The 25312-nt window shown below is 34.7% G+C and carries 21 protein-coding genes; 19 read left to right on the top strand and 2 right to left on the bottom strand.

Annotation, left to right across the window (positions count from 1 at the left end):
- Positions 1 to 52 precede the first annotated feature (52 nt).
- Positions 53 to 964 carry a TIGR01777 family oxidoreductase gene (locus ACJJVI_RS01765; RefSeq protein ID WP_036584647.1) on the top strand — a complete coding sequence of 304 codons (912 nt, stop codon included), beginning with the start codon at positions 53 to 55 and terminating at the stop codon, positions 962 to 964.
- 89 nt (positions 965 to 1053) lie between these two features.
- On the opposite strand, the gene ACJJVI_RS01760 is transcribed toward ACJJVI_RS01765, so the two are convergent.
- On the bottom strand, positions 1054 to 1707 hold the full coding sequence (locus ACJJVI_RS01760) for a YceI family protein (protein ID WP_036584648.1): 654 nt from the start codon (positions 1705 to 1707) through the stop codon (positions 1054 to 1056).
- 237 nt (positions 1708 to 1944) lie between these two features.
- On the opposite strand from ACJJVI_RS01760, the gene ACJJVI_RS01755 reads away from it, so the two are divergent.
- From ACJJVI_RS01755 to ACJJVI_RS01715, 9 genes are all read left to right on the top strand, one after another.
- A complete protein-coding gene (locus ACJJVI_RS01755; protein WP_405349987.1) occupies positions 1945 to 2505 on the top strand; it encodes a nucleotide exchange factor GrpE in 561 nt (186 codons plus the stop codon).
- A gap of 1 nt (position 2506) precedes the next feature.
- Positions 2507 to 3643: a molecular chaperone DnaJ gene (gene dnaJ / locus ACJJVI_RS01750; RefSeq protein ID WP_405349985.1), complete on the top strand. Its 1137-nt coding sequence runs from the start codon at positions 2507 to 2509 to the stop codon at positions 3641 to 3643.
- Between the two features lie 207 nt (positions 3644 to 3850).
- Entirely contained in the window at positions 3851 to 4780 is a 930-nt protein-coding gene (locus tag ACJJVI_RS01745; protein ID WP_036584655.1) for an ABC transporter ATP-binding protein, read from the top strand.
- Complete coding sequence (locus ACJJVI_RS01740; protein ID WP_405349984.1) at positions 4773 to 6065, top strand: ABC transporter permease; 1293 nt, start codon at positions 4773 to 4775, stop codon at positions 6063 to 6065. Before ACJJVI_RS01745 ends, ACJJVI_RS01740 begins: the two co-directional genes overlap by 8 nt.
- Positions 6065 to 6925 carry a mechanosensitive ion channel family protein gene (locus tag ACJJVI_RS01735; RefSeq protein WP_405349983.1) on the top strand — a complete coding sequence of 287 codons (861 nt, stop codon included), beginning with the start codon at positions 6065 to 6067 and terminating at the stop codon, positions 6923 to 6925. Before ACJJVI_RS01740 ends, ACJJVI_RS01735 begins: the two co-directional genes overlap by 1 nt.
- Positions 6925 to 7800, top strand: a complete 876-nt coding sequence (locus ACJJVI_RS01730; protein WP_405349981.1) for a DUF6268 family outer membrane beta-barrel protein — start codon at positions 6925 to 6927, stop codon at positions 7798 to 7800. The genes ACJJVI_RS01735 and ACJJVI_RS01730 overlap by 1 nt, the downstream gene beginning before the upstream one ends.
- Complete coding sequence (locus ACJJVI_RS01725) at positions 7801 to 8964, top strand: sigma-54 dependent transcriptional regulator (protein ID WP_036584666.1); 1164 nt, start codon at positions 7801 to 7803, stop codon at positions 8962 to 8964. It abuts the gene before it with no gap.
- Between the two features lie 6 nt (positions 8965 to 8970).
- Positions 8971 to 9846 (top strand): PPK2 family polyphosphate kinase, encoded by an 876-nt coding sequence (locus ACJJVI_RS01720; RefSeq protein ID WP_405349980.1) that lies wholly within the window; start codon positions 8971 to 8973, stop codon positions 9844 to 9846.
- 107 nt (positions 9847 to 9953) lie between these two features.
- The gene (locus tag ACJJVI_RS01715) at positions 9954 to 11300 is read left to right on the top strand and encodes an MATE family efflux transporter (RefSeq protein WP_036584670.1); all 1347 of its coding nucleotides are present in this window, start codon (positions 9954 to 9956) and stop codon (positions 11298 to 11300) included.
- Positions 11301 to 11499: 199 nt separating this feature from the next.
- Here the strand turns inward: ACJJVI_RS01715 and glyA are convergent, their stop codons facing one another.
- Positions 11500 to 12777, bottom strand: coding sequence for a serine hydroxymethyltransferase (glyA, locus tag ACJJVI_RS01710; protein WP_405349979.1), 1278 nt, complete (start codon positions 12775 to 12777; stop codon positions 11500 to 11502).
- Between the two features lie 105 nt (positions 12778 to 12882).
- On the opposite strand from glyA, the gene fahA reads away from it, so the two are divergent.
- The 9 genes from fahA (at position 12883) to yidC (ending at position 25213) form a co-directional block, all read left to right on the top strand.
- On the top strand, positions 12883 to 14175 hold the full coding sequence (gene fahA, locus ACJJVI_RS01705) for a fumarylacetoacetase (RefSeq protein ID WP_317291727.1): 1293 nt from the start codon (positions 12883 to 12885) through the stop codon (positions 14173 to 14175).
- Entirely contained in the window at positions 14176 to 15363 is a 1188-nt protein-coding gene (locus ACJJVI_RS01700) for a hypothetical protein (protein WP_405349977.1), read from the top strand.
- A 73-nt stretch (positions 15364 to 15436) separates the two neighbouring features.
- Positions 15437 to 17041 carry a bacillithiol biosynthesis cysteine-adding enzyme BshC gene (bshC, locus tag ACJJVI_RS01695; RefSeq protein WP_405349975.1) on the top strand — a complete coding sequence of 535 codons (1605 nt, stop codon included), beginning with the start codon at positions 15437 to 15439 and terminating at the stop codon, positions 17039 to 17041.
- Positions 17042 to 17113: 72 nt separating this feature from the next.
- Complete coding sequence (gene guaA, locus ACJJVI_RS01690) at positions 17114 to 18649, top strand: glutamine-hydrolyzing GMP synthase (RefSeq protein ID WP_405349973.1); 1536 nt, start codon at positions 17114 to 17116, stop codon at positions 18647 to 18649.
- A 6-nt stretch (positions 18650 to 18655) separates the two neighbouring features.
- Entirely contained in the window at positions 18656 to 20581 is a 1926-nt protein-coding gene (locus tag ACJJVI_RS01685; protein WP_036584682.1) for a LysM peptidoglycan-binding domain-containing protein, read from the top strand.
- Positions 20581 to 20982, top strand: a complete 402-nt coding sequence (locus ACJJVI_RS01680) for an OsmC family protein (RefSeq protein WP_036584685.1) — start codon at positions 20581 to 20583, stop codon at positions 20980 to 20982. The genes ACJJVI_RS01685 and ACJJVI_RS01680 overlap by 1 nt, the downstream gene beginning before the upstream one ends.
- Positions 20983 to 20985: 3 nt before the next feature.
- Positions 20986 to 21510: a DUF922 domain-containing protein gene (locus ACJJVI_RS01675; RefSeq protein WP_405349970.1), complete on the top strand. Its 525-nt coding sequence runs from the start codon at positions 20986 to 20988 to the stop codon at positions 21508 to 21510.
- Positions 21511 to 21676: 166 nt separating this feature from the next.
- The gene (locus tag ACJJVI_RS01670; protein ID WP_405349968.1) at positions 21677 to 23284 is read left to right on the top strand and encodes a CTP synthase; all 1608 of its coding nucleotides are present in this window, start codon (positions 21677 to 21679) and stop codon (positions 23282 to 23284) included.
- 93 nt (positions 23285 to 23377) lie between these two features.
- A complete protein-coding gene (yidC, locus tag ACJJVI_RS01665; protein ID WP_405349966.1) occupies positions 23378 to 25213 on the top strand; it encodes a membrane protein insertase YidC in 1836 nt (611 codons plus the stop codon).
- Positions 25214 to 25312 lie beyond the last annotated feature (99 nt).

Here is a 25312-nt window from a genome sequence, read left to right as displayed (position 1 = left end):
TTCTATACAAAAGCATTTTACATACCAGTCGCTAGCGACTAACTTTACCTATATGAATGTATTAATAACAGGTGCGACAGGTCTAGTAGGCTCGCAAATAGCAGATTTATTTATCTCAAAAGGTCATACAGTTCATTATCTGACCACTCGTTCCAGCGCGATTAGAACAGAACCTAATTATAAAGGCTTTTTGTGGAATGTTAAAAACATGACCATAGATTCTAGCTGTATTGATGGTGTCGATACGATAATTCATCTCGCAGGAGAATCTGTTTTTCAACGATGGACAGCAGCGGCCAAAGAAAGTATTATGTCCAGCCGTATTGATAGTACACAACTATTAGTAGATTTATTGAAGGATAATGATCACACGGTACAGCAAGTTATTACAGCTAGTGCGATAGGTATTTATCCAGATGATCAAGATGCCGAAGCTTTTAAAGAAAACGATATTCCGCCATATGCAGATAATTATCTGGCAGACGTTTGTATCGCATGGGAAAGTATAGCACAACAATTTAGAGAAACAGGCGTACAATTATCCATTGTCAGAATAGGTATAGTGCTAGCGGCACAAGGTGGCGCATTAGAACAAATGGCACAACCGGTTAAATATTATGCTGGCGCTGGATTTGGAAATGGTAAAATGTGGCAAAGCTGGATTGCTATTGATGATCTAGTAGGGATTTTTTACTATCTGTCAGAGAATAGACTAGAAGGCGTTTATAATGGAGTAGCTCCACATCCAGTGCGCAATAGGCCTATGATGGAAGCTATAGGTAAAGCAATGGGTAAACCTGTTTTTTTACCTAATGTACCTAAGTTTGTAATGAAACTTATGCTCGGTGAGATGGCTGCGGTAGTATTATCGAGCCAGCATGTAAGTAGCGAGAGAATAGAAGAAGCCGGATATCAATTTAAATATCCACAACTGGATCAAGCATTAGAGCAATATATAGATTAAGGGAAGTAGTTTACTTTTAATTGTCATATATAAAAAATCCCTGAGCTGCTGCTCAGGGATTTTCCTTTCAATCTACACTCAAATCTTAATTACTTAGTAGCAACTAGATTTACAGTAAGTTTAATATCGTCTGAGATAGCGCTATCTAAAACCTTATCACTGAAAGTCTGTGAACCATATTTAATTCCCCAGTCTGTACGGTTGATAGTAAACTCTTCACTATCTAACATCATCTTATCACCGTCATAAGCAACAGTTACAGCAAATGTTACATTTTTAGTAACATCCTTAAGTGTGAGGTTACCAGATAACATGTTTCCTTCAATTCCAGTTACAACAAATTTTGCAGTAGGGTATTTATTTACGTTAAAGAAATCAGTCTCAGTTCCTTCAACAGTACCAGATAAGTGATTTTTCAATTTCATAGCTCCTTCACCTTCTATGTCAGTTACTTCAATACTTTTCATATCAATAGTAAATTCACCACTTTCTAGTGACTCACCATTAACCGTTACCATACCGCTAGTTAAAGAAATGTTCCCAGTGTGGTCTGCAGTAGGCTTAGAACCTACCCATGCGATATTAGATGCCGCTGTGTCCACCTTATAAGTTATAGATTCAACTGTAGCTTGTGCTTCAGCCTCGGCAGCAGTAGCTTCTACTTCATTTTGTGCATCTTTACATGACATTGTAAACGCTACCACGGCAGCCATTCCCATTAATTTTATTGATGTTGTGTTCATTGTTTATATTTTTTAATTTGAATTGTAAAATTAAATGTACCTACAAATAAAGCCGTTAAAACTATATTAAATATTTCAGTGACATTTTGACATTGATTTTTGTATGGCAGTACTTTTGACTATAGGATGTAGAATGAGCAAAAAGGCTGTTGTGATTACGCTTTCGCGAAAGCATGATTTAAACAAACAATGGCAATATGTTAACCATTAATTCCTAACAAAACTAGGAGACCAGTTATGGCAAAGAATAAAAACGAAGAACAAGAATTAAACGATCTAGAATCGCAAACTGTTGATCAACAGGATGGTGTAAATGATATCACTACAGATGAAGAACAAGAGCAAAAAGATCCTATAGTAGAATTAGAAGAGCAATTGCAACAAGAAAAGGATAAGTTCCTAAGACTATTTGCAGAGTTTGAAAATTTTAAAAGACGCACAGCAAAGGAGCGTATCGAGTTATTTAAAACAGCTGGAGAAGGTGTTTTAAAAGACATGTTGCCAGTTATAGACGATTTTGACAGAGCAATGATTGAGATCAATAAGTCAGAAGATAAAAACCTTATTGAAGGAGTTACTCTTATTTCTAACAAACTGCGCAATACCTTAAATGGTAAAGGATTAGAGCAAATGGAAGTTAGAGCTGGAGACGCTTTTAATGCAGACTATCATGAGGCGATTACACAGATTCCTGCACCTAGTGATGAGATGAAAGGAAAAATAATTGATGTAATTGAGCAAGGTTATAAACTGGGTGATAAGATAATACGTTACCCTAAAGTAGTTATAGGACAATAACATGGCAGATTTTTATGACATATTAGGCATTTCAAAAAGTGCCACGGCAGCAGAAATTAAAAAGGCTTACCGTAAGAAAGCAATTGAATTCCATCCAGATAAAAATCCTGGTGATGAAACCGCAGAAGAGAATTTCAAAAAAGCAGCAGAAGCTTATGAAACCTTAAGCGATCAGCAGAAAAAAGCTCGTTATGATCAGTTAGGTCATCAAGCATACACATCAGGTGGTGCAGGCGGTTTCGGCGGCGGCGGCGGTGGTTTCGGTGGCATGGATATGGACGATATATTCAGCCAGTTTGGAGATATTTTCGGTGGCGGCGGATTCTCTGGTTTCGGCGGTGGCGGCGGCTTCGGTGGTGGCGGACGTCGTAGAGTTAAAGGAAAAGACTTGCGTATAAGAGTTTCTTTAACGCTAGAAGAAGCAGCTGTAGGAGTTGAGAAAAAAGTTAAGGTAAAACGTAAAAAGCAAGCACCAGGTGTTACCTATAAAACATGTACTACATGTGGTGGATCTGGTCAGGTTACACGTATACAGAATACCATTTTAGGTCGTATGCAAACCAGTGCACCATGTAATGTGTGTGGTGGAGCAGGACAAACCATGGATAAAAAACCAGCTGGAGCAGATGCACAAGGACTGGTAATAGATGAGGAAACTGTGTCTATCAAAATACCTGCTGGTGTAGAATCCGATATGAGGTTAAAAGTAAGCGGGAAAGGTAATGAAGCACCAGGTAATGGAATATCAGGTGATTTATTAGTTGATATAGAGGTTAAGGAACATGCAGAATTGCAGCGTGAAGGGAATAATCTACATTATGATCTTTATGTAAGTGTGCCAGAAGCGGTTCTAGGAACGACTAAAGAAATTCAGACGGTAACTGGTAAAGTTCGTATTCCTATTGAAGCAGGAATACAAAGTGGTAAAATATTGCGACTGCGCGGTAAAGGTATGCCTAATGTTAATGGCTATGCAACCGGTGACTTATTAGTACATGTTAATGTATGGACGCCACGTAACCTATCAAGAGATCAAAAAGAATTTTTTGAATCTATGATGGCAGACTCACATTTTGAACCAGCACCTGAAAAAGGGGACAAATCTTTCTTTGAGAAAGTGAAGGATATGTTTTCTTAAAAGAATCTTAAATAATTGAAAATTTAATTATATATTTGGTTTAACAATTGGTTAACCAACCAAATGTTATTTTTCTTTTTCATAGCAATTTTTCCCACCTTTCTATTAATTAGGAAGGTGGGTTTTTTGTTATTTGTAACCTAAATAAATGTAAATGCTCGTTAGAAGGTGCGAGATATTTTTAAATTAGCAAGCTTTAGATATAATATGAAGAACACGCTTGAAGCAAGACACATTGTAAAACGTTACGGTGACTTTAGGGCACTCAATGACGTAAATATTGCAGTTCCCAAGGGAAGTGTTTATGGATTACTAGGACCTAATGGAGCTGGTAAGACATCTTTAATCAGAATTATAAATCAAATTACGATGCCTGATGGTGGTGATATTCTTCTTAATGGAGAACCACTTGAGCCTAAACATATCTCACAAATTGGTTATATGCCAGAGGAAAGAGGTCTGTATAAATCCATGAAGGTAGGTGAACAATGTATCTATCTAGCCATGCTTAAAGGTCTTTCAAAATCTGAAGCAAAGGCAAAATTAGAATACTGGTTTGATCGTTTAGGAATGCAAGGCTGGTGGAACAAGAAATTACAAGAACTATCAAAAGGGATGGCTCAAAAAGTGCAATTTATTGTCACGGTAATGCACGAACCAGATTTACTAATCTTTGATGAGCCGTTTTCTGGTTTTGATCCTGTGAATGCAAATCTAATAAAAGATGAAATCTTGCAATTAAGAGATCAAGGAGCAACTATTATATTCTCTACCCATCGTATGGAAAGTGTAGAAGAAATGTGTGACCATATAGCTCTTATCAATAAATCTAACGTAGTTTTAAGTGGTAAACTCAGTGAGGTGAAACAACAATTTCGTAATAGAGAATACGCTGTGTCACTTATTACTCAAGATAATGCTAGAACTTTACAATCAATACCAGATTTATATAATGCAGAAGGTATCGAGTTATCTGGTTTAGATAATACATTAGATTTTAAAATTAGATTGCCAGAAGATATAACTATAGCCCAGTCGTTAAATGATTTAACGAGTCTAGGCGAGTTGACCCATTTCAGTGAAATTATACCTAGTGTTAATGATATCTTTATTAAAACAGTGAAGCAAGATGGATAAGTTGTGGCTTATAATTAAAAGAGAATACCTTAATAAGGTCAGAAACAAAACCTTCATTATCATGACTTTTGTAAGTCCTATGATATTTGTGGGTGTTGCTTTACTAGTCGGCTTTCTTACTAGTCTTAATAATGATACTACTAGAAAAATTGCTATACTAGATGACACGAGTATATATGCTCCACTTTTTGAAGACTCAGAACGTACAGAATATATAATACTTGAAAATAATAATTTGCAGGTAGCTATAGACGCAAGTAAAACAGCAGATTATTATGGATTAATACATATAAGTAAAAATAAGAATCAGTTAGGTGAGGTTACCTTATATTCTGATGATTCTCCATCTTTAGGTTTTATAAATGAGATAGAAGATAAGATTAGTAAAAAAGCTACAGAAGACCGATTAGTAGCCAGAGGTATTAATCTAGAGACAATTAAAGAATCTAAAATCACAACAGACTTAAAATTACAAAGTTATACTGGTGTGCAAACCAGTAAAGCAAACGGATGGATTAAAATGGCTTTCGGTGGTGGAGCAGGATATTTATTAATGATGTTTATTATCATTTATGGTAATATGGTAATGCGATCAGTTATAGAAGAGAAAACAAATCGTATTATAGAAATTATTATTAGTTCTATTAAACCTATTTATTTAATGATAGGTAAAATTACCGGAACATCGCTTGCGGGAATTACTCAGTTCATCATTTGGGTAATACTAGGAGGAATTCTCTTCACCATTGCTAGTACATTTTTAGGGCCTGAAGCCGTGCAGAGTCCTGGTAACGAAATGGCCATGTCCCAATTAGAGAATATGGATAAGATGCAGCTCATTATTAATGATATCATGCAGCTACCTTTACTTAAATTGGTGATTTGTTTCTTTATTTATTTTATAGGTGGATACTTTTTATATGCAGCAATATATACAGCGATAGGTGCTGCTGTAGATAATGAAACAGATACACAGCAATTTATGCTACCGGTTATATTACCTTTAATATTATCAATCTATGTAGGATTCTTTTCTGTCATGGATAATCCTCATGGAACTGTTGCAGTCATATTTTCGTATATCCCATTAACTTCTCCTATAGTGATGTTAATGCGTATTCCTTTTGGAGAGATTGCATACTGGGAGATAGGACTTAGTATGTTATTACTATATGTAAGTATCTTTGGTGTGGCATGGTTTGCTGCAAAAATATACAGAGTAGGTATATTAATGTATGGTAAAAAAGTAAATTGGAAAGAACTATATAAATGGCTTAAGTATTAATGAAAGAACTTTGGAAAAAGCTTAAAGGATTCTTTGATTATGAAATAATCAGTGCAGATAAACCTGGTGATTTTCATCTAGACGCCGGTCATATTATTCTGGCAATACTGGCTATCGTTTTAGCATCGCTTGCGTTAAGAGGTATAAAAAGACTTCTTACACGTAAGATGGATGAAACCGACAAGCTCAAATTTGATAGTATTTTCAAGTTTTTCAATTACATAGTTTACATTATAGTCATAATTATCGTTCTCAACAGTTCTGGTGTAGACTTAACTGCTATATTAACGGCTAGTGCGGCATTATTTGTAGGTATTGGTTTTGCCCTGCAAGACTTTTTTAAGGATATAATTGCAGGAATTACCATATTAGTTGATAAGTCATTGTTAGTGAATGATATTATAGAAATGGAAGGTAAGGTAGGTCGTGTTTTTGAAATACGATTGCGTACAACACGAGCGATAACTAGAGATGATAAAGTATTAGTGATTCCTAATCATTTATTTTTACAACAGACAATATATAATTATACCCAAAACCACCCAAAAACGAGAGAAAATATACAAGTAGGTGTCGCTTACGGTAGCGATACAGAACTAGTTAAAAGGCTGTTGCTTGAGTGCGCAACTAATCAAAGCGGTGTACTTAAAAGTCCTCAACCATTTGTCTTGTTCAATAATTTTGGAGATAGTGCGTTAGAGTTTGCACTTTACTTTTTTGTGCGAGATAGTTTTGTGGATCCTCGTATTAAAAGTGAGTTGAGATTTGCTATTGACAAATCCTTTAGAGCTCAAAATGTTACAATTCCTTTTCCACAAAGGGATGTTCATATTTTTCAATCAAAAGATAAAACCATTTAATGTTCAAAAGACTTCTAATTTGTTTTTTTATACTCGCTTTCGCGAAAGCGTATTCACAAGGTACCGATTTGTTCCGTACAGAGTATACCTATTTCCCACAACGCAATTCAGACAATAGTTTCAGGAGATTTAGAACCTTTGTGAATGTACCTCTTAAGATTGGAGAAGGTACTTATCTCGTTCCATATCTAGAATACAGGAATGTTCACTTTGTAGTAAAAGATTCTGAAGATTTCAGACAATTCGGTACTGACCGGTATGAAAGTTATGAAGTTGCATTAGGTTACACTACGCCTTTAAAAAATAACTGGAGATTAGGAACTCGTATAGGCCTGTTAGCAGCATCAAATTTTGATGCAGGAAAAGCTATTAGTGATGATTATTTCTTAACGGCCAGTGCTTATTTTATTAAAAGTATGACAAAAAGAGATGATGGTGGAAAACCTTGGAGATTAGTCGTAGGGATTCAATACTCCACAACAGCTGGACGTCCTTTTCCATTACCGTATTTGAACTATTACAGAGAATTTGCTCCAAAATGGAGTTTCACCTTAGGAGCTCCAAAAATGAATCTCGTGTATCGCTTTAATGATAAAAATATGGTACAATTATATGCACGATTAGATGGGTTTTATGGAAATATCCAAAACAATGTAAACACAACTAATGGCGTTGCAGATAATGTTTCAATGACTACAGCTATGGCCGGTCCTGGATATCAGTATAACTTTACTAAACATATTAGTGTTTATGTGTATACTGGATATACTATCTTTAACGATATAAGGTTAAGAGATGCAGGTGGTGGTGATGTTAAAAATGTAAATGATAGTAATACGTTCTATTCTAGAGCAGGTATAAAATTTAAAATATAAATGGCAAATATTCTATTAATAGAGGATGAGGCAGCAATTAGACGTGTATTAAGTAAAATACTGTCTGAAGAGAATAAAAGTTATACTGTTACAGAAGCAGTAGATGGGTTAGAAGGCATTGAACTCATAAAGAAAGAAGATTATGATCTAGTTCTATGTGATATTAAAATGCCTAAAATGGATGGAGTTGAGGTGCTAGAGGCAATCAAAAAAATCAAACCTGAGATACCAGTTGTTATGATATCTGGTCATGGAGATTTAGATACGGCTGTCAATACGATGCGTTTAGGAGCTTTTGATTATATTTCTAAGCCGCCAGATTTAAATAGATTACTTAACACAGTTCGTAATGCATTAGATCGTAAAAGTCTTGTGGTAGAGAATAAACGTCTAAAAAAGAAAGTAAGTAAGAACTATGAAATGGTCGGTGATAGTGAGCTGATATTTATTATCAAAAACATTATTGAAAAGGTAGCTCCTACAGATGCTCGTGTTCTTATTACGGGAGGCAATGGAACGGGAAAAGAATTAGTAGCACATTGGTTGCATGAAAAAAGCCACCGTTCATCAGCACCGTTTATCGAAGTGAATTGTGCTGCAATACCAGGTGAGTTGATCGAGAGTGAGCTCTTTGGTCATGTTAAAGGTAGCTTTACCGGAGCTAATAAGGACCGTGCTGGTAAGTTTGAGGCAGCAAACGGCGGAACTATTTTTTTAGATGAAATAGGAGATATGAGTCTTAAAGCTCAAGCAAAGGTGCTGAGAGCTCTACAAGAAAACAAAATACAAAGAGTAGGTAGTGATAAAGATATTAAAGTAGATGTGCGCATTCTTGCAGCTACTAATAAGGATTTAAAAAAAGAGATCTCTGAAAATAAATTTAGAGAGGATTTATATCACCGTTTGGCTGTTATTCTCATTAATGTGCCATCGCTTAATGATAGACGTGAAGATATTCCGTTACTTATAAAGCACTTTGCAGCTAAAATAGCAAAAGAACATGGTGGTACTACAAAGGAGTTTTCAGATAAAGCGGTAGGAAAGCTGCAAAATTATGATTGGACGGGTAATATTAGAGAGCTGCGTAATGTCGTGGAACGACTAATTATTTTAGGTAGTGAAGAAATAAGTGAGACAGATGTTAATTCATTTGCCAGTAAATAAAGACGTATGAAAACCAACCCTTTAAATTATCTCGCTTCTGGGGATATCAACTTAAGTAATTTTGATACTACACCTAAGGAATTATTGAGTAAGAAAGAAGCAAAGGCATCACTTGAAAAATCTCGAAGAGCGTTAGCTAAATTTCAAGAAAAACTCTATGCTCATGATCGCCATGCTGTATTGGTTTGTTTTCAAGGTATGGATACTGCAGGGAAAGATAGTTTGGTAAGGGAAGTTTTTAAAGACTTTAATGTTCGTGGTGTCGTACAACACAGTTTTAAAGTACCTACTGAACTGGAATTATCACATGGTTATCTATGGCGACATTATATAGCACTACCATCAAAGGGTCATTTTGGAATCTTTAATCGTACTCATTATGAAAACGTGTTAGTTACACGTGTACATCCTGAATACTTAATGGCTGAGAATTTACCAGATATTAAGAGTCCCGATGATGTGAATGAAGAGTTTTGGGAGATGCGTTTTGAGCAAATAAATAATTTTGAAAAAGAACTTTCTCAAAATGGAACATATATTTTTAAATTTTTCTTAAATATTTCTAAAGACGAACAAAAAAATAGATTGTTGAGAAGACTGCATCTTCCTGAAAAAAACTGGAAATTTTCAGGAGGTGATTTGAAAGAAAGAGCTCTTTGGGATAAATACATGAGCTGTTATGAAGAAGCTATTTCCAATACTTCAACAGGTATTGCTCCTTGGTATATAATTCCATCTGATGATAAACCTATGGCGCGTAAAATTGTTTGCGATATCTTATTACAGACGCTAGAGTCTAAAACCCATATTGTAATGCCACAATTAGATGATAATGACGTTGAAAAAATTGATGACTATATTAAAGTTTTAGAAAACGAATAGTTAACTATTTATAGTTTTTTCAATTTATGATAATTCTAACTTTAAAGATTTTCATATCATAATTTGAGTAGCTCTTTGTCATTATCTTTGCCATCTTTTTGATAAGCATGGCACTACAGGACTATACACGTGAATTTGGTAAGAATTTAAATATTGCTTATCCTATAATGGCTGGGCAAATAGCGCATCTTCTAGTTGCATTTGCAGATAATGTAATGGTAGGTAAATTGGGTGACGCTCAGCTAGCTGCTGTTTCTCTAGGAAATACATTAATTTTTATAGCCCTCAGTATAGGTATTGGTTTTTCATTTGCGATAACACCTTTAGTTGCTGAGGCTGATGCTAAAGGTGATTTTCAAAAAGTAAAAAGTATTTTTCACAATGGAGTTTTAGTTTCCACAATTAATGGAGTGATATTATGTGTTCTTCTATTTCTCTCAGAACCAATCTTGTATTACCTTGATCAGCCAGAAGAGGTTATTATTTTAGCTATTCCTTATATGAGAATTGTAGCGATATCCATGATTCCTTTAATGATCTTCCAGTCGTTTAAACAATTTGCAGATGGTCTTTCTAAGACGGTGTTTGCCATGCAGGCTACGATAATAGCAAATATTGTGAATATTATCTTGAACTATTTATTGATTTATGGAAAGTTTGGGTTTCCAAGATTAGAGGTTGAGGGAGCTGCTTATGGGACTTTAGTAGCAAGGATACTCATGGTTCCTGTTTTGATGTTTTTGCTTTCGCGAAAAGTAGAACTAAAAAGATATTTTTCTACAGTAGAAGCATTTTCTGTTGGAATATTTAAAAAATTATTGAACTTAGGATTTCCTACAGCGCTACAAATGTTTTTTGAAGTTAGTCTTTTTACTGCAGCAATCATTCTTAGTGGTGTGTTGGGTACTAAAAGTCAGGCAGCAAATCAAATTGCTCTCAATTTATCAGCAATGACATTTATGGTTGGTGTTGGTCTTAGTGTAACAGCGACCATAAGAATTGGTAATCAACTGGGAAATGGTAATATTTTAGAACTTAAAAGAATTGCGAGATCTATATTCTTGTTGACATTAATTTTAGATGTGATTTTTGCTGTAATATTTTATGCTTTTAAGGATCAATTACCTTGGATTTATATTCAAGACGTAGAAGTAGTGAATATTGCTTCTAGTTTGTTGATTGTAGCTGCATTTTTTCAAGTAAGTGATGGTTTACAAGTAGTCTTCTTGGGTGCATTACGAGGATTACAAGATGTATGGATACCTAGTGCAATATGCTTTATTGCATATTGGTTAGTCGGATTTCCTGTTTCTTACTACTTAGGGATTGTGCTTGATTACGGCGGGCAAGGTATTTGGATTGGCTTATTACTAGGATTAAGTGTTTCAAGTATGTTGATGTATCTGCGTTATCGTTATTTGATAAGGGTTAGATTGGTTAAATCATTTTCGTAATGACTTGTTTGTTTGTGTTTTACGAATTATTTTAATTTAATTTGGCAAAAAGTTTGGTTGGTAGAGAAAAACGTGAGTATATTTGCACCCGCTTTGCAGCAGACGTGATTAAGGTTATTGAGGTTGGTGACCACACAAAAAAATGTCTAGTAGCTCTTAAGAACTGCTAGACATTTTGTCGTTCAGATATCAAACCTGATTAAACCTTGTATAACGGGAAATCTGAAATTAATTGATTTACTAAGCGCTTACATTCTTTTATAGAATTTTCATCTTCAGAATTAGATATAACATTATCGATAAGTTTTACTATACTGGACATGTCTGATTCTAATAATCCTCTCGTAGTAATTGCTGCGGTACCTATTCTAATTCCACTTGTAACAAATGGTGATTGGTCATCAAATGGGACCATATTTTTATTAACCGTGATATCAGCCTTACCTAAAGCCTCTTCTGCTTGTTTTCCTGTGATATTCTTATTTCTCAAATCAATCAACATCATGTGATTGTCCGTACCTCCAGAGATTATATTGAAGTCTCTCTTAACAAATTCTTCAGCCATGACTTTTGCATTCTTTTTTACTTGCACTATATAATTTAAGAAGTCTTCGGATAAAGCCTCTTTAAAAGCCACAGCTTTGGCTGCTATAATATGCTCTAAAGGGCCTCCTTGATTACCAGGAAATACCCCACTATTTAATAATGAAGACATTTTTTTAAGATTACCATTTTTTAGTTTTTCACCAAATGGGTTTTCAAAATCTTTTCCCATAATAATAATACCACCTCTTGGACCTCTTAAAGTTTTATGCGTTGTACTGGTACAAATATGTGCATACGCAACGGCATCTTGTAATATGCCTTTTGCTATTAGTCCAGCGGGATGGGCTATATCTGCTAAAAGTATGGCATTTACACTATCTGCAATCTCACGAAATCTTTCATAATCTATTTCTCTACTATAAGCAGATGCACCAGCTATTATTAACTTTGGCCTTTCCTTTTCTGCAATAGATTGAATTTTGTCATAATTCAATAAACCAGTTTCTTTTTCAACTCCATAAAAAGAAGTCTCATAAAGCTTACCTGAAAAATTCACTGGTGACCCATGAGTTAAATGACCACCATGTGACAAATCAAATCCTAATATTTTTTCGCCGGGCTTTAAGCAAGCATGAAATACTGCAGTATTAGCTTGGCTTCCAGAATGTGGTTGAACATTTACGTATTCTGCATTAAAAAGTTCCTTTGCGCGTTCAATGGCAATTGTCTCGATTTCATCAACAACTTCACATCCACCATAATATCTTTTACCTGGATAACCTTCTGCATACTTATTGGTTAGAATAGAGCCTGCTGCAGCAAGGACATCAGTACTCACATAATTTTCACTTGCAATTAATTCCAATCCAGTTTTTTGTCTTTCTTGTTCTTCCTGAATTAAATCAAAAATCTCTTTATCGTTGTAGCTCATAATTTATATCGTTAAGATTAAAACAAAAATAATTCATTGCTCTTTGCAAACGTTACGAATATGATATATTTGGATAGTTTTTTTAACAGGATATAAAAATATAATATGCCACTTCAAACTAACGACCCAAATAGAAAATCATGGATAGGCTATAGCAGCGATTCTCATTTTCCAATACAGAACATTCCATTTGGTGTGTTTTTAACGAGAGATAATGTAATAACTATAGGAACCCGTATTGGTGATTGGGCTATAGACTTAGGTGCGTTGCAGGAAATGGGTTATTTTGATGGTGTACCACTCACGGATGATATGTTTATGCAGGATACCTTGAATGACTTTATATCTGATGGTAAAAAAACTTGGAGACTTGTACGTAATCGTATTGGAGATATTTTTGATTCTGAAAACCCGCTTCTTAGAGACAATAAAGAGCATAGAAATCGTATCATCTTTAACATGGATGAAGTAGAAATGCAACTTCCTGTCTTAATCGGTGATTATACTGATTTTTACAGCAGTAAAGAGCATGCTACTAATGTAGGAACTATGTTTAGGGATCCTGATAATGCTTTACTACCTAACTGGTTACATATGCCTGTTGCTTATCATGGAAGATCAAGTACGATTATACCTTCTGGAATTCCTATCCATAGACCTCAAGGTCAAACGATACCGGCAGGTAGTGAACAGCCTGTTTTTGGTCCTTCAAAATTAGTTGATTTTGAATTAGAAATGGCGTTCATTACTACTGATGCAAACAATATGGGACAACCTATAAGCGTGGATGAGGCTGAGGATTATATCTTTGGAATGGTCGTTTTTAATGATTGGAGTGCAAGAGACATTCAGAAATGGGAATATGTACCTTTAGGTCCTTTCTTAGCAAAAAACTTTGCTAGTTCCATATCTCCATGGATTGTTACACTTGATGCCTTAGAACCGTTTAGAACAAGCGGTCCTGATATGGAAAAACCTGTTTTAGATTATTTAAAATCTAGTAATGATAAAACATATGACATTCATTTAGAGGTTGATATCACCCCACAACAAGGTAAACCAACTACTATCTGTAAATCAAATTTTAAACATCTGTATTGGAATATGTCTCAGCAATTAGCTCACCATACTATAAATGGTTGTAGAGTAAATAGTGGAGATATGATGGGTAGTGGAACCATTTCTGGTCCTAAACCAGACTCTTATGGTTCTATGCTAGAACTGAGTTGGAGAGGTGAACGCCCTGTTAAACTAAATGATGGTACAGAGCGTAAATTTATAAATGATTTTGATACCGTAACAATGAGAGGTTATTGTAAAAATGGTCCTGTTCGTATAGGTTTTGGTGAAGTTTCTAATCAATTGTTACCAGTATACGAACCTAAATCTAAACATTAGATGAAAACCCTATACTCGATACTTTTTGTATATACCATGTTAGCGAGTTGTAGCAGTGTTAAAAAAGCTGAAACAGCTATTAATACGGGTAATTTTGATCAGGCTATAGATATTGCAATTAGCAATTTAGCCAGTGATAAGAATGCAAAGCGTAAACAAGAGTACGTAGTTTTATTGGAAAACGCTTTCGCGAAAGCGGTTTCTGAAGATCAGATTGTACTCAACAGATTGCAATCTGATCCTAATCCTTCCGTACTGGAGTCGATTTATGAAACTCTATTAAATATGGAATATCGGCAATCTAAGATAAGACCGCTACTACCACTAACAATCTATGAAACCGGTAAATCTGCAAGTTTCCCGATGGTTGACTATTCTAAAAAAGTTATTGCTGCAAGAACATCATTATCAGATCATTTATTAGACAACGCTAGAAAATCTTTGAATGTGGCAAATACCTTGCAAGCACGTATTATTTATGACGATTTAATATATTTAAATAAAATAAACCCTAACTACAAAGACACGGCAGTGTTACTGGATAAAGCCTTAGAAAAAGGAACTGATTACATCATGGTTTCACTAAAAAATGAAACACTTTTAGTAATACCAGAACGTCTAGAGGAAGAGTTACTTAACTTTTCAACTTATGGATTAAATGATAAATGGACTGTTTATCATAATCGACGTAATGATAATATTTTTTATGATTACAGCTTAAATATTAATTTTAGAAACATTAATATTTCTCCAGAGCAAGTTTTACAGAAAGAACTTCAAAAAGAAAAACAAGTAATAGACGGCTTTGAATATGAATTAGATGAACGTGGGAATGTAAAAAAGGATAGTCTAGGAGATGACATTAAAAAGGATAAATACAAACTTGTAAAGGCTACTATATTTCAAAGTACACAACAAAAAGAAGTGTCTATTGATGCAAATATTATCGTCACTAATAATTATAATAGACAACTAGTTGATCGTTTTCCGATAGGAAGTACTTTTATTTTTAATTACATATACGGCAGTGTTAATGGAGATAGACGAGCAGTTGATGAAGATTATTTACAAACTCTAAATGCGAGAGCTATACCATTCCCATCTAATGAACAGATGATCTATGATGCAGGTGAAGATCTAAAATTGCGCATTAAAGAGGTTCTTACAGGTCTAAGGTTTAGAAACTAGTTTTATTAAAATTTCTATCAATACCATCTTGTTTTAAGAACTATTTCACATCTGTAGTTCTATATTTGAACCTATGACTTTAGAAAAACTTACTTATCCAGATGCAAGGTATTTTTCCTCTTTGATGGAAGATTATCTGGTAGAAAAAGATAATTTAAAGAATTTATATCATAGGTTTCCAGCAATAGAAAATTTTCAAGATCAAATTGAGGAAAAGCAAATTGAGTTTAAACAGAAACCTAAAACTAGGAAAGTTCTGGTTGAGTCATTGTTAAATCAATATAGTAAGCTTGATAATGTACAAGAATCGTTAAGCAACATCCGTTTATTAAAGGAAGAAAATACATTTACAATAACAACAGGTCATCAACTTAATTTGTTTACAGGACCACTTTACTTTTTATATAAGATTATATCTGTAATTAACCTTTGTAAGCAATTAAAAGAGGCTTATCCATCCTATAACTTTATTCCGGTATATTGGATGGCTACTGAAGATCATGACTTTGAAGAAATTCAATATTTTAAATATCATGGTAAAAAGGTTGTCTGGAATAAAGAATCTAATGGTGGTGTAGGTAGGTTAAATACAGATGGTTTAAAAGAGGTTTTAGATATTTTCAAAGGTCAGATAGGTACTAGTAAAAATGCTTTAGAAATTATTAAACTTTTCAAAACAGCTTATCTAGACCATGATAATCTTGCAAGTGCTACCCGTTTTCTTGCTCATCAATTATTTGGGAAAGATGGGCTAGTGATAGTTGATGGTGATGATCATGGGCTTAAAAGTTTAATGACACCGCATTTTAAAGAAGAATTGCTAGATCAAACTAGTTATCATAAAGTCACTAATACCATAGCAAATTGGCCTGATGCTTATAATGTACAAGTATCACCTCGAGAAATAAATTTATTTTATCTCAATGATAATTTAAGAGAACGTATTGTTTTTGAAAATAATCAATATAAAGTAGTTGATACTAAAATTGTTTTTTCTGAAAAAGAAATCTTAACCGAATTAGAACAATTCCCAGAACGGTTCTCTCCTAATGTGATTATGCGTCCTTTGTATCAAGAAGCTATCTTGCCTAATCTATGTTATATAGGTGGTGGTGGTGAAATGGCCTATTGGTTAGAGCTTAAGGAGTATTTTGATTCCCAAGAAATTACATTTCCTATTTTATTAATGCGCAACTCTGCATTAATACTTGCTAATAAGGAATTTAAAAAAGTGCAAAAACTAGATTTAGAAATCAAAGATTTGTTTCTCAAAGATTTTCAACTTGAAGAGAGGTTAACTCGACAATTGAGCGAAATTAAAATTGATTTCTCTACCCAGAAAAAACATTTAAAGAATCAATTTAAAGATTTATATACACTTGCTCAAAAAACTGAAAGCTCTTTTGAAAGAGCCGTTGCAGCCCAAGAACGCAAACAGATAAAAGGATTAGAAAATCTAGAAAAAAGACTTTTAAAAGCTCAAAAGCGTAAGCTTAAAGATTTTTTGCAAAGAGCAACCATTCTACAACAAGAGTTATTTCCTAACGCTAGTCTACAAGAACGTCAGGAAAACTTCTCAAGTCTTTATGTAGAATATGGATCAAATTTGATTAAAATACTTAAAGAAAATCTTGATCCTTTAGATTTAAGATTTTCGGTCATAATACTTGATTCTTAAATATCTTTAAAACACGTTAACAAAAGTCTCATTTACAGATTTACTTTCACTCATAAAAAAGTAAATTTGCGCATGCAACATGATAAGGTTTTAATATTAGATTTTGGATCGCAGTACACACAGCTAATTGCGCGCAGAGTTCGAGAGTTGAACATCTATTCCGAAATACATCCATTTAATAAAGTTCCATCTAATCTTGATGATTATAAAGCAATCATACTATCGGGTAGCCCTATGTCTGTGCGTTCAGAAAACGCATTTCATATAGAGCTAGATGAAGTAAGAGGTAAAAAACCCTTACTAGGTGTTTGTTACGGTGCTCAATATCTCGCACATTTTCATGGAGGTGAAGTAGGTGCATCTAGTACCAGAGAATATGGTCGTGCAAACCTGTCTTATATAAAAACAGGTGAGGCCTTTTTAGAAGGGATTTCTACTGGTAGTCAGGTGTGGATGAGTCATAGTGATACCATTAAAAAGTTACCGACTAGCGGTGAATTGCTAGCTAGTACACATGATGTTGAAAATGCTGCTTATAAAATTAATGGAGAAGATACTTATGCAATCCAGTTCCATCCAGAGGTTTATCACTCGACAGATGGAAAGCAATTACTCGAAAACTTTTTGATTAAAATAGCAAATGTTAATCCAGACTGGACACCTAATGCCTTTGTAGATGAAACGGTAGAGGCATTGCAGGCAAAGATAGGAAACGATAAAGTCGTCTTAGGATTAAGCGGTGGAGTCGATTCATCAGTCGCGGCAATGTTATTACATAAAGCTATAGGAGAGAACCTCTATTGTATTTTTGTTAATAATGGATTATTGCGCAAGGATGAGTATACACAAGTCCTTAAGCAATATGAAGGTATGGGCTTGAATGTTAAAGGTGTTGATGCTTCGGCACGATTTATGGATGCTCTTGCTGGGTTAGATGATCCAGAATTGAAACGTAAGGCAATAGGTCGTGTTTTTATTGAAGTTTTTGATGATGAAGCAAAGGAAGTTCAAAATGTAACCTGGTTAGCTCAAGGTACTATTTATCCAGATGTGATAGAAAGTGTTAGTGCAACAGGTGGACCTAGTGCGACTATTAAATCACATCATAATGTAGGTGGATTACCAGATTTCATGAAATTGAAGATTGTTGAACCACTTAGAGCATTATTTAAAGATGAAGTAAGAAGAGTAGGAGCGTCGATGGGTATGGCTGCAGACCTTTTAGGTAGACATCCATTTCCGGGTCCTGGATTAGCGATTAGAATTTTAGGAGATATCACTCCAGAAAAAGTCGCTATATTACAAGAAGTTGATGCCGTATTTATCAATAATCTTAAAAAATGGGATTTATATGATAAAGTATGGCAAGCAGGCGCCATTTTACTGCCGGTAAATAGTGTAGGTGTTATGGGAGATGAACGTACCTATGAAAAATGCGTTGCATTAAGAGCTGTAGAAAGTACAGATGGTATGACCGCAGATTGGGTAAATTTACCATATGAATTTTTACAGGCGACCAGCAATGAAATAATAAATAAAGTAAAAGGCGTTAATAGAGTGGTATATGATATCAGTTCAAAGCCGCCAGCAACTATAGAATGGGAATAAAATAATATGAAAAATATAATCTTAGTAGTTTTTGTTTTTTTCGCTTTCGCGAAAGCGAATGCAACAGTCCTTCAGAACTACAAACAGCATGTCGTTCAAAAAGGAGAGACCGTTTTTAGTATCGTAGGTAAATACCGAATTAATGCTACAGAATTAACCCAACTTAATCCTGATATTAAATCTGGTTTAAAAGAAGGTTCTATACTATTAATTCCTGCAAGCTCAAATGTACTGACTCAACGTAAAATTGTTGAATATAAGAAGCATAAAGTTCGTCGCAGAGAAACGTTATATGGTATTGCAAAAAAATATGATGTCACAGAACTAGATATTAAAGAGGCCAATAAAGAATTGTATTCTAAAGGACTTAGAAAAGGTGACCGTATACAAATACCAGTTTTTGAAGAAGTAGAAATACCTGTACCTGTTACTACACCTGTTGATGAAGTAACTACAGATGCACCTTTAGAAGACGGTAAATATCGTGTGATGCCTAAGGATACTAAATTTGGTATAGCTACTAAATATGGTATAAAGGTTCCGGCTTTAGAAAGTCTTAATCCAGAAATAAAAGATCTTCATCCTGGAATGGTTATTAATGTTCCTGTTATAAAAACAGTAGTTAATGATGGTTCAGTTTTAAATGAAGGAAATGCAGTTATAAATAAGTTTGTGAATTATGAAGTGCCTGCAAAAATGACCATGTACTCTTTAGAAAATTTAACAGGTATAACTGAAGATTCACTAATAGCACTTAATCCACATATTAAAGATGGTTTAAAGCTGGGTATGAATATTAGAATCCCGAATTCTGAAATAGGGCATATCAATGTTATGGATTCCAAAATTACTGGATTTTCAAACCTTTTGGATAGCATATCTAATTATAATCCGCAGCGATTTGCTGTGATGTTACCATTATCACTTAATAAACTAGGAGAGGAAACATCTGATGATGCGTTATTGCGCAAGGAGTCTGCAACTCGTATTGCTTTAGATTTTTATAGTGGTATGACCATTGCCAGAGACTCCGCACAGTCACTAGGCCTTATGGTGACGTATGATGTTTTTGATACCCAAAAAAGTACTAGTAAGGTTAATTCTATTATAAATTCTCATGACTTTAATAGTTATGCAGCTGTTGTAGGACCTCTATTAGCTAAAAATGTGGTAGAGGCCGCTAAAGAATTGAAAAGTGATGGTATACCTGTCATATCACCACTGACTAACACGGATGTACGTCTTTATAAAAATCTTTTCCAAGCTAGACCAGATCAGGCTCTTTTAAAACAAAAGCTCATGGATTATCTAGTAGCAAACTCTGAAGGGAAGAACATTATCTTAGTAACGGATTCTAAAAAACCAGAATTGAAGAACGAGTATCTAGCGCTTTTTCCAAATGCGAAAGAATTGAAGCCTAATAAAGATAATTACATCTATAAACAGACTTATATCAATGCTTTAGATTCTGACAAAGATAACTGGGTAATACTTGCGGTAGATAATGAAGGTTTTATAACAGATGCGATATCACATTATTCTGCAAAGGCAAAATCGCATAATGTAACCATGTTTGGTTATGAAAATTATGATGAACTAGAACTACCTCATATGAGATTAGGTTCATTAAAGTATACATATCCTAGTATTAATAGAGACTCTGGAAGTGAGAATGGATTTTCAAAAAAGTATTATCGCAAATATCAAATAACTCCTAATGCTTATGCTACGAGAGGCTTTGACGTAGCAATGGATATTATCTTAAGAAATGCGAGTGCCGGTAATCTATATGATAGCGCAATGAATAATGGAAGTACTTCTCAAGTAGAGAATAAATTCAACTATTCAAAAAAATTCATGGCAGGTTATTATAACGAATCGGTTTATCTATTGCAATATCAAGAAGATTTAACCATTAAAGAATTGGATTAATGACATCAACGGTAACTTATTTAGGAGATTTAAGATGTGAGAGTAAGCACTTAAAAAGTGATGATACTTTCACGACAGATGCGCCTACGGATAACAATGGTAAAGGAGAAGCGTTTTCACCTACAGATACTGTAGCCACTGGTCTTGCTAGCTGTATGATTACGATGATGGGTATCAAGGCTAGAGATTTAGAATTAGACTTAAAAGGAAGTGTTGCTCAGGTTACCAAAACTATGGCAGCAAATCCACGTCGCATATCTCAAATAGATGTTATTCTCGATATGAAAGGTAATTGTGATAAGCGTGCGCAGCTTATTTTAGAACGTATAGCAAATACCTGTCCTGTTCATCAAAGTCTTCATCCAGATATTGTTAAGAATATAACTTTTAACTGGTCTTAAACAATGCGCTGGTCACTTCTTCTTATATCCGTTTTATGGACTACTTTGTTAGTACCAGAGAAGAAGTTTACATTTCAAGAAAAACCAGTTTTAACTTGGGATGATTTTATGGGGACTCCACCGGTAGATGCACATCATGCGGCAAGTGTTAATTCTGGAATAGCTTATGGATATTCGGCAAAAAGAACTCGTGATCAAGTAACCATTGAATTTGATGTGCGCAGTGAATTTTATCCACAGCTTAGTTGGAAAAAAGATTTGCTGGAAGACGATGCACAATTATTGAGACACGAGCAATTACATTGGAACATATCAGAGTTGCATGCTCGGATACTTAAAAGAGCTTTTGATAACTACAATCCCACTAAAAATTATAAAGTAGAGATCTTAGGTATTTTTAAAAGAGTAGAGTCTAACAGGCAAACCATGCAAGCACGTTATGATAAAGAAACCAATCATGGTCTGATTTTATCGAAGCAAAGAGAATGGGAAACCTACATCTCTCAAGAGTTTTTTAAAACTAGTTAAGCATTGTTATTTTACGATATTCTATTAAATCTTTTAACTATCGTTACACAATAAATATTCTGTGTATATCTATTTAAAAGTCTTAAAATACTCACCTTTTTCCTTTCTATAATTCTACATAAAATGACTACTTTTGCAGCTGATTTTAAAAGCTCAGAACACGTTTATGGCACACGCAAAATACATTTTTGTAACCGGTGGAGTTACCTCTTCTTTAGGTAAAGGAATTATAGCCGCATCTCTTGCAAAACTGCTTCAGGCGCGTGGTTTTAGAGTAACTATACAAAAGCTTGATCCCTATATTAATGTAGACCCAGGAACACTTAATCCATACGAGCATGGTGAGTGTTATGTTACAGAAGATGGCGCAGAAACCGATCTAGATTTAGGTCACTATGAGCGATTTTTAAACGTGAACACCTCTCAGGCTAACAACGTTACCACTGGTAGAATTTATCAAAGCGTTATTCAAAAAGAGCGTCGTGGTGAGTTTTTAGGTAAGACCGTTCAGGTTATCCCACATATTACAGACGAAATCAAACACCGAATCCAGATTTTAGGTAAATCAGGTGACTATGATATTGTGATTACTGAAATAGGTGGTACGGTAGGTGATATAGAATCATTACCATATATAGAAAGTGTAAGACAATTAAGTTGGGAATTAGGAGAACATAATTCTATGGTTATTCACTTAACGCTGATTCCATTCTTAAGCGCAGCTGGTGAATTAAAAACTAAACCTACTCAACACAGTGTAAAAACATTGATGGAAAGTGGAGTACAGGCAGACATATTAGTATGCCGTACAGAGCATGAATTATCTGAAGAAATTAAAACTAAACTAGCACGTTTCTGTAACGTGCGACGTGAGGCAGTCATACAATCTATTGATGTAGAAACTATATATGATGTACCTAATAAAATGCTGGCCGAAGGTCTAGATAAAGTCGTTCTAGAGGAACTAAATTTAGATATTCAAAAAGCTCCAGACCTTACTAACTGGAATGAGTTCGTGCAACGTCACAAAAATCCTAAGAGTGAAGTCACTATTGGCTTAATAGGGAAGTATGTAGAATTACAAGATTCTTATAAATCCATACTAGAATCATTCATCCATGCAGGAGCTGCAAATGAGGTAAAAGTAAATATAGAATCTATTCACAGTGAATTTCTTGAAGTTGATAATATTGACGCCAAGTTGTCGCACCTAGATGGTTTATTAGTAGCTCCAGGTTTTGGAGAACGTGGGATAGAAGGTAAGATCGAGGCAGTACGTTATGCTCGAGTAAATAAGATGCCATTCTTTGGAATTTGTTTAGGAATGCAAATGTCTGTTATAGAGTATAGTAGGAATGTGTTAGGACTCAAAGATGCAAATTCTGTAGAGATGGATGAGAAGACCGCAAATCCGGTAATTTCTCTCATGGAAGAGCAAAAAAATATCACAAATATGGGCGGTACCATGCGTCTAGGTGCATGGGATTGTGAGTTAAACGGTGGCAATGTGTCAGATATTTATGGTTCAGGCATGATTTCTGAACGCCACAGACATCGTTATGAGTATAATAATGAATATAAGGAACAGCTAGAAAAAGCTGGATTAAAATCTACTGGTGTTAATCCTAAAACAGGATTAGTAGAAATAATAGAGATAGAAGATCACCCATGGTTTATAGGTGTTCAATATCATCCAGAATATAAAAGTACGGTGGCAAATCCACATCCTTTATTTAAATCATTTGTAGCGGCAGCAGCTGCGAGAAAGCAATAAGATTATAAAGATTGCGCTTTCGCGAAAGCGTGTAAAAATCAATCAACAGGTTCTTTTTAAGAACCACAGTACAGCCCTTGCAAGGGGAATTTTATGGAACAAAAATCAATCGACTGGAAGTCAATAGTAGGAATGGGACTTATTTTCATAATCCTAATGTACTGGTTCAGTCAGAATCAAGCAGACGTAGAGGCTAATCCAGAAACCACTACCGAGACTAGTGCATCGACGCCAGATACCACACCACAATTAACATCTAATAATGAGCCGGCAACTGCAATTAGCAACGGTGTTTTTCAAGCAGGATCAAATGAAATAATCACTTTTGAAAATGATTTAATTCAATTCAAAATTGATTCTAAAGGAGCTTTGATTCAAGAAGCGTTATTGAAAAGCTACAAAACCTATGACTCTTTACCAGTTTATCTGGCAAAACCTAATGAGAAAGATCACCAACTAGATTTAGTCTTTGTAACTAATGATGGTCGTAAAATGCATACTAAAGATATGAGCTTTACGCCTTCACAGTCTATGAATGGTGCAAATAAGGTATTGTCTTTTAAAGCAAATGTCGGTCCATCTCAATTTCTGGAATTTAGATATGAGTTACAACCTAAGAATTATATGATGGATTTTACCATCCGTTCTCAAGGTTTATCTCAAACATTTAATACGGCAGACGCTCCACAACTTAACTGGGAAATGCTTGCTTACAAGCGTTCTAAAGGTATGGATAACGAGAACCGTTATACTGAAATTAAGTTTGAGTACGGTGATGGTAGTGATGACTATACTGGCCAAGGTGCTGAAGCTGACGAAGAAGAAGACAAGGTTTCTTACATTGCTTATAAACAACATTTCTTCACGTCCATTCTATTAACAGATACACCATTTAAGAAAGCTAAATTGATTTCTGAGAATATCGCTTCTCAAGATGATGAGCAAGATACCTATACTAAAAAATTCAACTCTCAAATTGAGTTAGAATATACTGGTGGTGAACTAGCATACAATATGGACTGGTATTTTGGTCCGACAGATTATGATATTTTAGATGGTTATGATCGTAATCTAGATGAAGTTGTAGATTTAGGTTGGGGAATTTTTGGATGGATTAATGAATTTGTAATACGTCCATTATTCTCGTTGTTAACTAAAAATGCCGGTATACCTTATGGAATAGCGATTATTCTTTTAACGATATGTGTTCGTATCATTTTATCTCCTGTTTTATATAAGAGTTATATGACTCAGGCAAAAATGAAAATTCTACGTCCAGAATTAAATCGTATTGCCGAGAAGTATAAGGATAATGCGATGAAGAAGCAGCAAGAAACGATGCGCATTCAGAGTGAGGCTGGTGCCAGTCCACTATCGGGTTGTTTGCCAGGGCTATTACAAATGCCTGTTTTCTTTGCACTCTTTAAGTTCTTCCCAACAGCCTTTGACTTAAGGCAAAAGAGTTTTCTATGGGCAGACGATTTATCAAGCTATGATCAAATATTTAAATTACCTGAAGGCTGGGATATCCCATTCTATGGTGATCACGTAAGTTTGTTTCCTATCCTAGCTTCTGTTGCTATATTCTTTTACATGCAAATGACTACTGGTCAGACCATGCAAAACACACAGCAGCCTGGTATGCCTAATATGAAGTTCATCATGTATCTATCACCACTGTTCATGCTAGTATTCTTCAATAACTATGCTAGTGGATTGTCATTGTATTACTTTGTATCTAACTTGATTACCATAGGTATCATGCTAGTAATTAAAAACTTTGTAATCAAAGAAGATAAAGTACTTGCTAAAATCGAGAAAGCAAAAGCAGCACCTAAAAAGAAGAAAGGACGTTTTGCTTCAAAGATGAGTGAGATCATGGAGCAAGCACAAGCCCAACAAGAAGAACAGAAAAAAGGAAAGAAATAAATAAAATGATATCATCGGTCACCTGTAGCGGCGACTTTTAGTTTAATACATTAAATCCCATCTAAGTTTCTAGATGGGATTTTTGATTTTACTAGTATT

The organism is Nonlabens sp. Asnod3-H03 (genome assembly GCF_045063665.1).
Taxonomy (GTDB): domain Bacteria; phylum Bacteroidota; class Bacteroidia; order Flavobacteriales; family Flavobacteriaceae; genus Nonlabens; species Nonlabens ulvanivorans.
Note: the sequence above shows the minus strand (reverse complement) of the source record. Positions and strands in the feature narration are given on the sequence as shown.

Coding starts and splice junctions, on each gene's coding strand:
- ACJJVI_RS01765 (WP_036584647.1), top strand. CDS start 53: ATGAATGTATTAATAACAGGTGCGACAGGTCTAGTAGGCTCGCAAATA.
- ACJJVI_RS01760 (WP_036584648.1), bottom strand. CDS start 1,707: ATGAACACAACATCAATAAAATTAATGGGAATGGCTGCCGTGGTAGCG.
- ACJJVI_RS01755 (WP_405349987.1), top strand. CDS start 1,945: ATGGCAAAGAATAAAAACGAAGAACAAGAATTAAACGATCTAGAATCG.
- dnaJ (WP_405349985.1), top strand. CDS start 2,507: ATGGCAGATTTTTATGACATATTAGGCATTTCAAAAAGTGCCACGGCA.
- ACJJVI_RS01745 (WP_036584655.1), top strand. CDS start 3,851: ATGAAGAACACGCTTGAAGCAAGACACATTGTAAAACGTTACGGTGAC.
- ACJJVI_RS01740 (WP_405349984.1), top strand. CDS start 4,773: ATGGATAAGTTGTGGCTTATAATTAAAAGAGAATACCTTAATAAGGTC.
- ACJJVI_RS01735 (WP_405349983.1), top strand. CDS start 6,065: ATGAAAGAACTTTGGAAAAAGCTTAAAGGATTCTTTGATTATGAAATA.
- ACJJVI_RS01730 (WP_405349981.1), top strand. CDS start 6,925: ATGTTCAAAAGACTTCTAATTTGTTTTTTTATACTCGCTTTCGCGAAA.
- ACJJVI_RS01725 (WP_036584666.1), top strand. CDS start 7,801: ATGGCAAATATTCTATTAATAGAGGATGAGGCAGCAATTAGACGTGTA.
- ACJJVI_RS01720 (WP_405349980.1), top strand. CDS start 8,971: ATGAAAACCAACCCTTTAAATTATCTCGCTTCTGGGGATATCAACTTA.
- ACJJVI_RS01715 (WP_036584670.1), top strand. CDS start 9,954: ATGGCACTACAGGACTATACACGTGAATTTGGTAAGAATTTAAATATT.
- glyA (WP_405349979.1), bottom strand. CDS start 12,777: ATGAGCTACAACGATAAAGAGATTTTTGATTTAATTCAGGAAGAACAA.
- fahA (WP_317291727.1), top strand. CDS start 12,883: ATGCCACTTCAAACTAACGACCCAAATAGAAAATCATGGATAGGCTAT.
- ACJJVI_RS01700 (WP_405349977.1), top strand. CDS start 14,176: ATGAAAACCCTATACTCGATACTTTTTGTATATACCATGTTAGCGAGT.
- bshC (WP_405349975.1), top strand. CDS start 15,437: ATGACTTTAGAAAAACTTACTTATCCAGATGCAAGGTATTTTTCCTCT.
- guaA (WP_405349973.1), top strand. CDS start 17,114: ATGCAACATGATAAGGTTTTAATATTAGATTTTGGATCGCAGTACACA.
- ACJJVI_RS01685 (WP_036584682.1), top strand. CDS start 18,656: ATGAAAAATATAATCTTAGTAGTTTTTGTTTTTTTCGCTTTCGCGAAA.
- ACJJVI_RS01680 (WP_036584685.1), top strand. CDS start 20,581: ATGACATCAACGGTAACTTATTTAGGAGATTTAAGATGTGAGAGTAAG.
- ACJJVI_RS01675 (WP_405349970.1), top strand. CDS start 20,986: ATGCGCTGGTCACTTCTTCTTATATCCGTTTTATGGACTACTTTGTTA.
- ACJJVI_RS01670 (WP_405349968.1), top strand. CDS start 21,677: ATGGCACACGCAAAATACATTTTTGTAACCGGTGGAGTTACCTCTTCT.
- yidC (WP_405349966.1), top strand. CDS start 23,378: ATGGAACAAAAATCAATCGACTGGAAGTCAATAGTAGGAATGGGACTT.